This window comes from Uliginosibacterium flavum, from assembly GCF_040566545.1.
Classification (GTDB): Bacteria; Pseudomonadota; Gammaproteobacteria; order Burkholderiales; family Rhodocyclaceae; genus Uliginosibacterium; species Uliginosibacterium flavum.
The window spans coordinates 233,802-246,492 of the sequence record NZ_JBEWZI010000004.1; the positions used below are offsets into that span (position 1 = coordinate 233,802).

Sequence of the window (12,691 nt, forward strand, 5' to 3'; positions counted from 1 at the left end):
GCGCCTAGCAGCGACGTCGCTCCCACACAAACCCGCCCACCGTCACGACCTGCCCCGGATTGCGTTGCGCTGCATCCGGGCGACGAACCCCTACCTCACTTGCGGCACGACGCTGATCCGGGCCATGCGTTCTTGAGTATTGCTGAGCAGGCGCTTGTAGTCGTCAGGTGACTCCAGAAATTCGGAGAACAAATTCAAGCCGATGTCCGCTCGCGCGGGCGGCGTTGCCAGGTCGTAGTTGAAAGCCCAAGCATTGCTCCGCCCGATCTCGGCACGGATCTCGCGCTGCATGGGCGAATAGTGACGATCTTCCACTGACAGGTTCGGGGCTATCGAGCCTGCTGCACGACTAATCGTGACCTGCGAAACAGCGCTGGAAAAATACGCCAGTACGGCTTTTGCGCCCTCTGGATTCTTCGCCGCGGCGGGAATCACAAAACCATCAATCGGGCCAAGTGCAACGCGCGGGATCTGCGGATCGATTTCCGGAAAGGGGAAGAATCCGTAATCCGCGCCTTCATGCCAGTCGAGTTCCGGCGAGTGAAAATAACCCATCAGCCAGGTGCCCATCAAAGTCATCGCCGCCTCGCCCCGCAGCACCTGTGTCGCCGCGTCGCTGTCGAACTCCAGCGTATTGGGGCGCGCATTGAAGAAACCCGCCTTGAGCAAATCACGCCACAGGGAGAAAACGCGCAGCACTTGCGGATCAGTGAAAGACGCTTCGCCAGCCATCAACTTCTGGCGATACTCCAGCGGCGCAGTGCGCAGCAAAAGGTAATCAAACCAGAACTGGGCCGGCCATTTTGCTTTGGAACCCAGAGCGATTGGCGTGACGCCGCGCGCCTTCAGCGCCTTGCCCAACTGAAGAAATTCAGGCCAGGTCTGCGGCGGCTTCAGGCCGTTATCGGCAAAAACCTTCTTGTTGTAGAAAAAGCCCACGTATTGCTGCGTCAGCGGCAGCAGGTAGACCCGGCCGTTGTAGGTACAGGCGGATTTGACGATTGCCGAGCCAAAGCGTTTATCCATATCCGCTAGCGGTAACACATCGTCAATGGGTGCAAGTTTGTCGACAATGGATTGCACCCGCGCGCCCGCCCAATAGCTATACACATCCGCCGTCCTGCCCGTCTGCAGATCATCACGGATGATGGTTTTGAAGGACTCGTGCTCCAGCGGCGTCGGGCGCAGGGAATACTTCACATTACTGTGATTGAAGTCCTCGGCAAGACCATTCATGGTTTTTGAAAACGGGCCGGTCAGTGAAAAATAGTGACGTACGGCAACCTCTGTCCGCACAATCTGCGGCGCCTCCGGCTCACGCTCGCAGCCTGTGCCAGCGAACACCACCCACAGCAACATCAGTACGCCCGACTTCAACCCCGCCTTGTGCACGCCTGCCTCCGTCAATCCTGTTTGATCGGCAGCCACACCCTGAAGCGACTGCCCTTGCCTGCTTCACTACTCACTTCAATCCGGCCCTTATGCTGCCGGATGATGCCATAAGCCTGCGCCAGCCCCATACCGATGCCGGCACCGATGGGCTTGGTAGTGAAAAACGGATCAAAAATTTTCGGCAACACCTCCGGCGCAATACCCCGACCATTATCGGCAATTTCCAACCAGACCTCGGTTTCTGCCACACCACTGCGGATATGAATCACCCCACCCGCGGGCGCTACGGCTTCAGCAGCATTGCTCAGCAAGGCCACAAAGACCTGGTTGATTTGCGTGCCGCTGCACCACACATCAGGCAGCTCGCCATCCTCGCGCACAATTTCAAGCTTGCCACTCAACTCATCCGCCAGCAGATGCAGCGTGGCATCCAGGCTATTACGCAGATTATGCCAATGCCAGAGCCGGGCATTGTCGACCTGCGAGAATTCACGCAAATCCTCCACGATTTTCCTCACCCGACTGATGCCCTCCTGGGATTCACGCACCAACGCAGGAATATCGTTTCGCAAAACCTCAACATCAACCGTCGCCCCGGCATTGCCATCCAGGACATTCAACAGATCCCGCAAATAGTCGTCGAGGGTATGAATGTTTGATTGCACAAAGCTGATCGGATTGTTGATTTCATGCGCCACTCCGGCGGCCAGCTGGCCCACGGCCGCGAGCTTTTCAGCCTGCAGCAACTGCTGGCGCATTTCTGCCAGCTTGCTGTTCATGGCGAGGAGTTCCTGATTGCGCATCTCCAGCCGGCTATTGGCCTCGGTCAGATCAGCGGTGCGCGCCTGCACGGTGTTTTCTAGTTGCTCGTTGAACGCCAGCAATTCTTCGCTACGCTGCACGACTACGCTGTAAAGCGTGTGCATGGCCTTGAGCAAGCTGGCCGTGGCCGGATCGGCCTGATGCTGCTGTTCCAACTCATAGGCTTGCGCCGGGCTCATGCCTTCACGGATATGCGCCATCTGCCGAGCCATGGCGTGATCCATCCCGAGGATGTGATAGGCCAGCCAGCTGCTAAGGAAACGCAGCAAGGCGCTGAGGCCGCCCTGCTCCAGATGCGAGCCGCGCATCTGCCCCACCTGGCGCGCAAAGGCCTTATGCACGGCAATGTGCGCCTGGGCATGGCGCGGATCGCAGCCCGCCGCCAGCATCGACACTTCTTCGTGTGCAAAGTGCGTCACCGCGTATTGCACCAGTTCATCCAGAATCGCGGTTTGCTCCGCGTCAGAATGGCGCTGCGTCTGCAGGATCACGATGCGATTGATCAGCTCGACCAGGCCGCGATGTTCGTGATCAACCTGAGCCTCGCCGGTCAGGTAGCGTTCATCCCAGACGAACAGTTCCATTTCAACGCCTCCTCGTACAGCCGCGCTCAGCTTGCATCTTCAGCATGCATGCCCGAAGAAGTCGGCCCGGAGAGGCTCTTCGAGGCCCCGCCCGTAGTCCGACGCTGAGCCGCGCCAGCCTCCAGACCCTTCAACGGCCAAGCCCGTGCAAGCCTGAAGAAGCCTTCCGGGCAGATATCGCCGGCACAAGCAGGCCAGCGCTGCGACTTGCGTTTTCAGCCCTCCTCCAGCCCCCGCAGACATGCATCGCACATCGTGTGCGAGATCTGCTGAATTTCTGCGCAGGAAAACAGACCCAGAAAATTCACGGCATCCTCGATCTCCATCCACGAATCCTTAGCCACTTCCATTTTCTTGCACCAACTGCACATTCTCAAGAATGGCCCCGCCTCTGAGCGACAGGGCGAAGCAAGCAAAACGGCTTCGCGTGGCTCGGTTCTGACGATGCGACTCCGATACTCGACCCTGCCATCATCTTTCATGCACACACGCATGCGCATGAAACGCCGCAAAACCGGTGAATCACAACGAAAGGCCAGATCCAGCATCACATCCCTGGTCCGCACTTTTCTCAGCAGCAATTCATGCAGATGGCGAGTCTCGGCGTCGCGGATGAATTGCCAGATCGGGGCTTTGTGTATCTTCTGGCTGGCCAGAAAAAGGCTGTCGTTATCCTCGGCAAAGACATCCCATTGCTCGTTGAAAGAGACAAGCAAATCATCCCGGTCTATCTGATAAACCACCTCCGGCAAGTCTTCAGTCATTTCCTGCACTCCTACTTGCGCAATGTTCCGATGGCATTTACTCAGCCCTGCCTGAGTGCTCTCACGCCCTCACGAATTCCTCTTCGTCGTAAATCCGGTAACAGTTCTTGCCCGCCTGCTTGGCCAGATACATCGCCTGATCGGCCTGATGAATCAGCTGATCAGCATCAACCCCCGCTTGCGGATAAAACGTCACACCGGCGCTGGCGGAAACCTGCAACACCCGCTTGCGCTCCTGCACAGGCGCGGCAGCCGCTTGCAGAAGGCGCTCAAGCACTGGCTCGCAGTCCTGTCTCTGCTCAAGATCCACCAGGATCACCACAAATTCATCTCCGCCAATTCGTGCCAGGGTATCGCCCTCGCGCAAGGCGATACGCATGCGCTCGGCCAGCGTAATCAGCAACACATCGCCCACATCATGGCCATATGAGTCATTCACCGCCTTGAACCCATCCAGATCCACAAACACCAGTGCCAACAATTGCCCGCGCCGCTGACTATGCACCATGGCCTGCCGCAAACGGTCCGCTAGCAATGCCCGATTTGGCAAGCGTGTCAGTGTGTCATGGTGAGCGATATGCTCGAGCTGCAACTGGCGTTCCTTCATCGGCGTGATGTCGGAAAATAGCGAGACAAAATTCTGTATCTCCCCGCGACTACCGCGCACCGCACTGATGGTGATCTGGCTGACAAAAAGCTCTCCGTTCTTGCGACGATTCCAGAACTCACCAAACCAATAGCCTTCGCCAAGCAGCTTGCGCCACACCTCCACATAAAACTCGCGAGAGTGCTGACCAGAGCTGAGCAGACGCGGGTTCTTTCCCAGCGCATCTTCCCGGCTGTAACCCGTGATGCGCGTAAAGGCTTCGTTGACATCGACGATGCGGACATCCGCGTTCGCGATAACAATCCCCTCACGGGAATGCGTAAACACCGTTGCCGCCAGCCGATCACGGTCGCGCTGGCGTGCTTCAGCCTGCAGCGCCCCGACGCGCCGCAAGTGAACGTAAAGCCAGGTAGCCAGCACCAGCACGGCCAGCAGAACAGGTGCCACCATCAGCAACAGGCGCTGACTCTCTGCTGCCCAGGTCGCCAACGCATGCTTGCGCCAGACATTCAGGACCACCACCAGCGGGAACAGGCGTGATGCTCGAAAGGCCGAAATCACGGTCTGATCACCGTGCAGCACTTGCTCGAAACTGCCCGATTCGATCTCCGAGATACGCGTCAGAAAACGCTCGTCCTGCCGCTGCTCTCCGGGCAAAAATTGCTCATCGGTGGACATCAACTGGATACCGTCATACCTGAGCACATCCACCAAACCGACTTCGCCTGCCAATCTGGCACTGTAATAGTTGATGAAATAGTCCGGATTCAAAGCAACAGCGACCGTGATCACCTGATCACCCCGGCGCACGCAACGCAACAGGGGAATAAAGCCTGACGCAGACAGGTCTGCGGGCTGCAACGTGCGGATCGGCGCGCCACTCGCGAAATCACGGCCCGACCAGGGACGGCCAATCCGCAGCAGATCGCAGTTTTCCGGACCAGGAGGAAGGTAATCATCCGCGCCCACCCGAATCCCGACATTCGCCGGATTTGAACTGAACATGATCCGCTGCTTGTCATCGAGCAGCGAGATCGAACGCAAGGCGGGTGCATTGCGCAGCACGCCCTCGAAACTCCAGCTTGCCTCGCCCGAATTCATCTGGCTCGCATTGATCACGGTCTGATCCAGCAAAACCAGGCTTTGCGTCAGATGATCTTCAATTGCACGCGCCTGCACCGTCGCAATCGCCACATGCTGAGCCAGGGCCTCGACCCGCATGCGATACACCGTGTAGGCCGTACTGGCCGCCACCCCGGTCACGAACAGCAACACGAACACCATGAAGCCCAAATGGCTCCCGAGATGCTGAACAAGCGTGGCGATGAGTCGCGACTTCATTGGCGTAAAAGTCGCAGAGCGACTTCTCGAAGCTCCCCTCTCCCATTTGGGGAGAGGGCTTGGGGGAGAGGGAAACGGGCATGATTTTCATGCTCGTAAGTGGCGTTCAAAGTCATGACCGTCGGCCGGGTCAATCCAAAATCGCGATCGGCGTCAGTTTGTGCCGCCCTGCAGCACTCAGCAAACGACCATCACGCTTGATATCGCTGATAAAACGCTCGACCCGCGCATACCAGCGATCATCGCCGGGCTTCACCACATAGGCATAAGAGGTCAAATGATAGACCGACGGCGGCGCGACCAGCCGCGCCCAGTCCGAGTTCTGCAACATGCGCTGGCTGTAGGGGTAGTCGGTCATGAACACATCAGCGCGACCGGATTCCACCTCCTGCTCGCGCGCAAACGGCGTATCCAGCGCGATCAAAGTCGCCTGCTTGAGCTTCGCCCGCATCACCGGCTCGTGATAAGTACCACGCGACACGGCCACCACCACGCCTGCCTTGTCGATATCCGCCCAGGTCTTGATCAGCCGGTTTGCCTGCGTGGTAATCGCGTAGATATCACTCTTCAAATAGGGCTGGGTGAAGCGCAATTTTTCGGCACGGGCCGGCGTGATACCAATCGCAAACATCGCAATATCGCAGCGCTCCCGGCTCACATCCTCGATCAAGGTGGCAAACGAACTATCGACAAAACTCACAGCAATGCTTTTGCCCGAATCCTTCGCCAGATCCTTCGTCAACTCACCCGCCAGATCGATATCGATCCCGGCGAGCTGCTGTGTGCGCGGATTGCGGTAAGTGATTCCGTAATAATCCGGCCAGATGCACACCCGCAAACTCCCTGCCGCCAGCACACGCGACAGCGCGCCTGGCGTAGACGATTCGGCCTGCACCAGCGTGCTGGCGCAGAGTATGAGACTCATGCCGCAAAATCGTGTTCGCATCCTGATCACTCCTTGATTCACTGCACGATCAAAAACCTGGCCCGCTGCACGCTAGGCCTCCTATCCCTCAAAGATGAAGGGAATATTCGAGCCTGCCGAACCACTACCTCGCAGAGCCGCTCCCAACCGCCTTCTTCAGCCATCCTGCCCGAAGAGATCCGCGCAGAGTGCCTCTTCAAACCCCCTACCCATACAAGTCCGCGCAACGCGGCTCTTCAGGCCTTCGCCTCGCTTTTCAGTTTGCTCACCAATACCAAAAACTCTGCCGCCGGCAACGGTTTGCTGCCCAGATAGCCTTGATACATTTCGCAACCACAGGCGCGCAGGAAGCTGGCTTGTGATTCTTCCTCCACGCCCTCGGCCAGTGAGCGGAAGCCCAGCACGTGGGCCAGATCGACAATCGCGGTCACCATCGCGGCGCCGCTTTCCTCATTCAGCACGTCGACAAAACTCTTGTCGATCTTCAGCACATCCAGCGGAAATTTGCGCAGGTAGGCCAGCGAGGAGTAACCCGTACCAAAGTCGTCCAGCGCCAGGCGCACGCCGGTGTCGCGCAGCGACTGCAGGATCGCCAGAGCACCTGTACCTTCCTGCATCAGGGCACCTTCGGTCAGTTCCAGTTCCAGCAGATGCGGCGGGAACCCCGTGCGCAGCAGACTTTCCTGCACGCCCACAGCCAGCGTAGCATTGGAGAAAGATCGCGGAGACAGGTTGATCGCCAGATGCAGGCCGTTTGCGCCGGTCAAGCCATTCTTCACCCAGAATTCACAGGAATGCTCGATCACCCAATCGGTCATCAGATTGATCAGATTGGATTCCTCAGCCACCGGAATGAACACGGCCGGCGAGATCAGACCTTCATCCGGATCGAACCAGCGCATCAGCGCCTCGGCTCCCACCAGATTACCGCTCTGCAAATCCCACTGCGGCTGGTAATAAACCTTGAGTTCATCGCCGTGCGCCAGCGCCCGATGCAAACGGGATTCCAGCGCCAGACGCTGACGAGCGGCCACGGTCAGCGCCTCGGTGTAGTAACGATAGGCATTACGGCCCTCGCCCTTGGCCTGATATAGCGCGGTATCCGCATGCTGGATCAGCTCCTCGGTAGTGCTGCCATGATCCGGGAAGAGACTGATGCCGATACTCACGCCGATTTCCACAGCATTGCCGCCACTGAGCATAAAGGGCGTACGCAGGGCTTTTTGCAGTGCAATAGCGATGCGGTTGATCGCCTGAATACCATTAGCATCTTCGATCAGGATGCCGAACTCGTCGCCACCCAGACGCGCCAGCACGTCTTCGCTGCGCACCTCCTGACGCAAGGCCTGGGTGGCCAGTTGCAGCAGTTCATCGCCAGCTGCGTGTCCGAAGCTGTCGTTCACATCCTTGAACCGGTCCAGATCCAGCATCAGCACGGCGAGCCGACCACTGCGCCGACGCTGGCGCGCCAGCGCATGGTCGATATGCTCGGCAAAACTGCTGCGATTGGGCAGGCCCGTCAGCTGGTCGCACTGCGCCAGGTTTTCCATGCGGCGTTCAGTCAGCTTGCGCTCGGTAATGTCCTGCACCACACCAAACACGATCTGGGCCGCCGCGTCGTATTCGGCAATCGCATGCAGATCGCGCAACACGCCATCACTGAACCGCCGGATACGAAAATCCACGCTGTACGGTTTGCCCTCGTGGATCAACGCGTGCATGGCTGCGTCCATCACGGCATGGGATTCAGGCAAACGCGCATCGCGGATCATGCGATAGGGCCAGGTATCGCCTTCCAGCCCATAAATCGCAGCGGCTCCGGGTGAAGCATGGATGACGTCCGTGCCCAATTCGACCTCCCAATTGCCGAAGCCAGCCACCTGTTCGGCCCGCTGCAAGCGCTGGTCCTGGCGCATCACGGCCAGCTCAGCCGCCTTGCGCGCGGTGATGTCGATCACTACCGAGAGCAGCACGGGCGCCTCATTGTCTCCCATGCAGGCAAGGCTCACCTCGACCCAGACAGTGACGCCATCCTTGCGCAGATAGCGTTTCTCGAAAATCTGGCTGCTGCGCGTGCGCCACACCTCATCGGTCCACTCACGGTTACTCTCGGCATCCTCGGGATGGGTGATCCCCAGATAACTCATCCCCAGCAATTCTTCCGCTGAATACCCTGTAATCAGGCACAGCCGGTGATTCACGCGCAGCCAGCGCCCGTGGCTATCCAGCACACCGATGCCGGCCCCGGCGTGGTCGAAAATTGCCTGCAAGCGCGTCTCGCTTTCGCGCAGCAGGCGCGCATCGCGCAGCTGCTCGCTCAAATCCTCGACCGTCGCCAACACATGCGCCACCCGCCCCTTTTCGCCGACCGAGGCTCGCAGACTGATGCGCGTCATCCGCGTCTGGCCCTGCGTGCCTTGCAAGCCGATTTCGGGCAAGACGCATTCGCGCTCGCGCCCCTCCAGCAAGCTCAGCAGATGTTCGCGAAACACCGGGCGATCCGCAGGCAGCACCGCCTCGGCGATATCCGGTACGCGCGTCGAGTCAGACACCGCCAGCATCGCGCGCAAACACGGATTCACCCGCGCCCAAACGGCATCATCGGCGTCATAGATCGCCATGCCCACAAAAGGCAATTCGTAGAAATCCTTCAACAATTGCTCGCGGCTCAGCTGCCAGGCCTCCTGTTTGAGGGCATTCAGACGGCGCTGCTGGCGCGCAATCCCCACCAGCAATGCCAGCAACAAAACCACACCCACCAGACTGGTCAGCAGGATCAGCTTCGTTTGCTGACGAAGATCGCGCATGGCCTCCACTTCATCAATTTTGACGATCAGAAACCAGGGCGTACCGACTATGCCACGCATCGCCGCCAGCACTGGCGCACCACGATAATCCGGGCCACTGAAACGCTGCGCGCCCGGCTTCGTCACCACTTGGGTGACCGCGCGATCCTCCGATAAGGGCACACGTAAATGCAGTGCGGCGTCCTGATCATATTTGAGGGGATTCAGCATCAGCATGCTGTCACCATCGCGCCGAGCCAACACCAGTTCGCCCGTAGCGGTAGACGTGGGCCACTGCAAGATCCCCTGATACAAGGTCTCTTCCACGTCCAGATTCAGCAACAACGCACCAACCGGCGCATTCGCGTGCTGTGCATCCAGCAGCGGCACCACAAAATCCCAGCGCACCCGGCCTTCGGCATCGCGGTACAGATCACTGTGCACCGGGTTGCGACTTTGCAGCGCATCCGCCAGCAGGCCTGGCATGTGCTGGCGGTTCATATCCAGCGCCGCGCCATAGCGCAAGCTCTGACTGCCGTCCGGGCGCACCAGCGCAATGCCCCGATATCCATAAGTGCGCAGCAGACCGGCCATGCGCGTCATCAGCACATCACGCTCGGCCGCTTCGCCGTGCTCCAGATAGCGGCTGTAATGGGCGATGAAGCCTTCGTACAGCATCATGCTTTCGGCATCGCTGCGAATGCGCTCGATGCGTGCCGCCATCGTCGCCGCCTTCAGCGCCACGATGGCGTCCAATGCCTGGAGCTGAGCCTCGCGCTCGACCGGCTCGCGTACCAGATAGAACAGCCCACTGCCCAGCGGCGCCATGCAGATGAACAGCAGCCCCCAAGCGATCAAACCCAGCGGCAAAGCCCGGAAGACGGCACACAGCCAACTGAAGCCACCTTTCACACATGCGCGAATAGCTGCGCTGTTCATGCCAGCTCCAGAATCCGGCTCGCAATCTGGTCGAGTGGAATCTGCTCCGCGACCCCGCCCAGACGCACCGCCTCTTTCGGCATGCCGTACACCACGCAGCTAGCCTCATCCTGCGCGATGGTGTGGGCGCCAGCGTCAAACATCTCACGCAGGCCACGCGCGCCGTCATCCCCCATGCCAGTCATGATGATGCCGAGCGCGTTGGCAGACAGTTCACGTGCCACCGAGCGAAACAACACATCCACGGACGGCTTATGGCGATTCACAGGCGGCCCATCCGCCACCGATACGGCATAACCGCTCGCTACGCGAATCAGCTGCATGTGGCGCGCACCCGGCGCGATCAGGGCGAGACCCGGCTGCACGCGGTCCCCGTCCTGCGCTTCGCGGATCTGCGGAGCACAAATCGAGTCGAGCCGTTCGGCAAACGCAGCGGTAAATTTTTCGGGCATGTGCTGCACGATCAGTAGTGCCGGGCATTCCGCGGGCATCTCGCGCAAGATGCGTTCCAGCGCGAGGGTGCCGCCGGTGCTGGTGCCAATCGCCACGATCTTGCCGGCTGGCTTGTAGGGTGCCGTCAGTACTTTTCTCGGCGCTGCGGCAGCGGGCGCCACTGGGCGGGCAATTTCACGATGCAGGCAGGCGATATTCGCAGCCGCGGCAGCACGCACAGCGCCCAGCAATTCGCTGCTGGCATCCTGCAGAAACTCGCGCACACCCAGCTTGGGTTTGGTGATGATGGCAAAGGCCCCGGCGGCCAGCGCATCCATCGTCACCCGCGCGCCGTGCGCGGTAAGCGAGGAACAGATCACCACTGGCGTAGGGCGTTCGGCCATGATTTTGCGCAAGAAGGTCAGCCCGTCCATGCGCGGCATTTCGATGTCCAGTACAAGCACATCAGGCCATTGATCCTGCATCTTGCCCATCGCAAAGATCGGGTCGGCGGCCGTAAAAATGAGCTCGACATCGGCCGCGCGACTCAACAATTCCGCCACCACCTGACGCACGATGGCGGAATCATCGACGAGGCCAACGCGGATGCGCTTCATCTGCCGCCTCCGCGTGTCGGTTCGGTCTGCTTGAGCCATACATCGCCGCTCCACACATCGAACATCAGTTTGCGATGGCCCTCGCCGCCCAGATGTTTGGCCAGCAGCGCGATGCCATAGCGCTCCAGCTGTAACAGGCCCATCTCGATATTGCGCGCACCCACATTGGCCTCGTTGCGCTGCGAAATGTCTGCAAACATATTGGCACCGCCAAACAGCTTGGCCTGAAATTCTTCCGGATCAGCGCCCACCTTCATCATGTTGCTGGTGAACAGCTTCATCGCCTCGTCGCCATAGCGGCCGTCGTAAGTGCCACCCTCAGGAATCACCCCGCGCGAAGGCAGCATGAAGTGACACATGCCGCCCACGTGCAGCTTGGGGTGCCACAAGGTGATGGAGACGCAGGAGCCCAACAAGGTGACGATGCGCGTATCAGCCGTGCCGAAATGAAAGCCGCCCGGATTGAGGAAGACTTCCTGGATATTCTCCGGCCGTTTATTGACGAAGCCCGGCAGGGTGAAGGCATTGGCAACCATGATTCTTCACGCTCGTTTCGTTGTCCCGCATTCATGGCCCGGCGTGCAGCCACCCCCTTGTAAAGCCCGCCCGAACGGCCCCTTCCCCCTCTCAGGGGGGCTGAGACGGGAATTCGCAAGGCATTGCCTTGCGCCGTCGCAGCGGATCGAGTGTGCAAACTCGATCCTCCGGTTGGGATGGGGGTGTGCGCGTTCAAACAAGGCCAGTCCTCGATTTAACGCTCTTACCCCCTCCCTCGCCCTCCCCCTTAAAAGGGGAGGGAATGTTCGGGCCTGCCGAATCACCGCCTCGCTCCACCCCGCCCCGCTTGCCTCTTCAAGCACTTAGCCTGAAGAAGTCCGCGCAGTGCGGGTCTTCAAGGCACAACCCGTAGGAGCGGCTTCAGCCGCGAATAGCTTTCGCGGCTGAAGCCGCTCCTACAAAACCATCACCACCTCGTACACGTTTGCTTATGGCAGCCTCCTAAAACTTGACGAAGTCGCGATCCGAAGGCTCGACACCGGAAGATCCACGCAGCGTACGGCGCGTGGAACGCATGGCTTTGTCCGCCACACCCGGTGAGCTGCCCCCGGCGACCTTGAAGAAGGCCATCAGCTGCTGCAGTTGCTCGGCCTGGCCGCTCATTTCCTCGGCGGTCGCGGCGAGCTCTTCAGAGGCTGACGCGTTCTGTTGCGTCAGTTGTGAGAGCTGACCCAGCGCGGTATTGATCTGGCCGACACCGCCCGACTGTTCGTTGGACGCGGCGGCGATTTCCTGCACCAGCTCGGCCGTCTTCTGGATCGAGGGGACGATTTCATCGAGCAGTTTGCCGGCCTTGCCGGCCAGATCCACGCTGCCGCTGGCCAGTTCGCCGATCTCCTGCGCCGCCACCTGGCTGCGTTCGGCCAGCTTGCGCACTTCGGCCGCGACCACCGCGAAGCCCTTGCCGTGCTCACCGGCACGCGC

At 59.8% G+C, this 12,691-nt stretch carries 9 protein-coding genes; all 9 read right to left on the reverse strand.

What is annotated here, in order from left to right:
* Positions 1-90 precede the first annotated feature (90 nt).
* Positions 91-1,392: an ABC transporter substrate-binding protein gene (locus ABXR19_RS05910; protein ID WP_354600176.1), complete on the reverse strand. Its 1,302-nt coding sequence runs from the start codon at positions 1,390-1,392 to the stop codon at positions 91-93.
* An 11-nt stretch (positions 1,393-1,403) separates the two neighbouring features.
* Positions 1,404-2,798, reverse strand: coding sequence for a hemerythrin domain-containing protein (locus ABXR19_RS05915; protein WP_354600177.1), 1,395 nt, complete (start codon positions 2,796-2,798; stop codon positions 1,404-1,406).
* A 215-nt stretch (positions 2,799-3,013) separates the two neighbouring features.
* Complete coding sequence (locus ABXR19_RS05920; RefSeq protein ID WP_354600178.1) at positions 3,014-3,562, reverse strand: hypothetical protein; 549 nt, start codon at positions 3,560-3,562, stop codon at positions 3,014-3,016.
* A gap of 61 nt (positions 3,563-3,623) precedes the next feature.
* Positions 3,624-5,453, reverse strand: coding sequence for a diguanylate cyclase domain-containing protein (locus ABXR19_RS05925; RefSeq protein WP_354600179.1), 1,830 nt, complete (start codon positions 5,451-5,453; stop codon positions 3,624-3,626).
* Positions 5,454-5,640: 187 nt separating this feature from the next.
* Positions 5,641-6,435, reverse strand: a complete 795-nt coding sequence (locus ABXR19_RS05930; RefSeq protein WP_354600180.1) for an ABC transporter substrate-binding protein — start codon at positions 6,433-6,435, stop codon at positions 5,641-5,643.
* A gap of 236 nt (positions 6,436-6,671) precedes the next feature.
* Entirely contained in the window at positions 6,672-10,160 is a 3,489-nt protein-coding gene (locus ABXR19_RS05935) for a bifunctional diguanylate cyclase/phosphodiesterase (RefSeq protein WP_354600181.1), read from the reverse strand.
* Positions 10,157-11,209, reverse strand: a complete 1,053-nt coding sequence (locus tag ABXR19_RS05940) for a protein-glutamate methylesterase/protein-glutamine glutaminase (protein ID WP_354600182.1) — start codon at positions 11,207-11,209, stop codon at positions 10,157-10,159. The genes ABXR19_RS05935 and ABXR19_RS05940 overlap by 4 nt, the downstream gene beginning before the upstream one ends.
* Complete coding sequence (locus tag ABXR19_RS05945; RefSeq protein WP_354600183.1) at positions 11,206-11,745, reverse strand: chemotaxis protein CheD; 540 nt, start codon at positions 11,743-11,745, stop codon at positions 11,206-11,208. The genes ABXR19_RS05940 and ABXR19_RS05945 overlap by 4 nt, the downstream gene beginning before the upstream one ends.
* 463 nt (positions 11,746-12,208) lie before the next feature.
* Positions 12,209-12,691: methyl-accepting chemotaxis protein (locus ABXR19_RS05950; protein ID WP_354600184.1), on the reverse strand; the 483-nt coding region annotated here is incomplete at its 5' end.

Bases quoted from the DNA above. Each gene is read 5' to 3' on its own strand.
- ABXR19_RS05915 (WP_354600177.1), bottom strand. From the start codon at position 2,798: ATGGAACTGTTCGTCTGGGATGAACGCTACCTGACCGGCGAGGCTCAG.
- ABXR19_RS05920 (WP_354600178.1), bottom strand. From the start codon at position 3,562: ATGACTGAAGACTTGCCGGAGGTGGTTTATCAGATAGACCGGGATGAT.
- ABXR19_RS05925 (WP_354600179.1), bottom strand. From the start codon at position 5,453: ATGGTGTTCGTGTTGCTGTTCGTGACCGGGGTGGCGGCCAGTACGGCC.
- ABXR19_RS05930 (WP_354600180.1), bottom strand. From the start codon at position 6,435: ATGAGTCTCATACTCTGCGCCAGCACGCTGGTGCAGGCCGAATCGTCT.
- ABXR19_RS05935 (WP_354600181.1), bottom strand. From the start codon at position 10,160: ATGAACAGCGCAGCTATTCGCGCATGTGTGAAAGGTGGCTTCAGTTGG.
- ABXR19_RS05940 (WP_354600182.1), bottom strand. From the start codon at position 11,209: ATGAAGCGCATCCGCGTTGGCCTCGTCGATGATTCCGCCATCGTGCGT.
- ABXR19_RS05945 (WP_354600183.1), bottom strand. From the start codon at position 11,745: ATGGTTGCCAATGCCTTCACCCTGCCGGGCTTCGTCAATAAACGGCCG.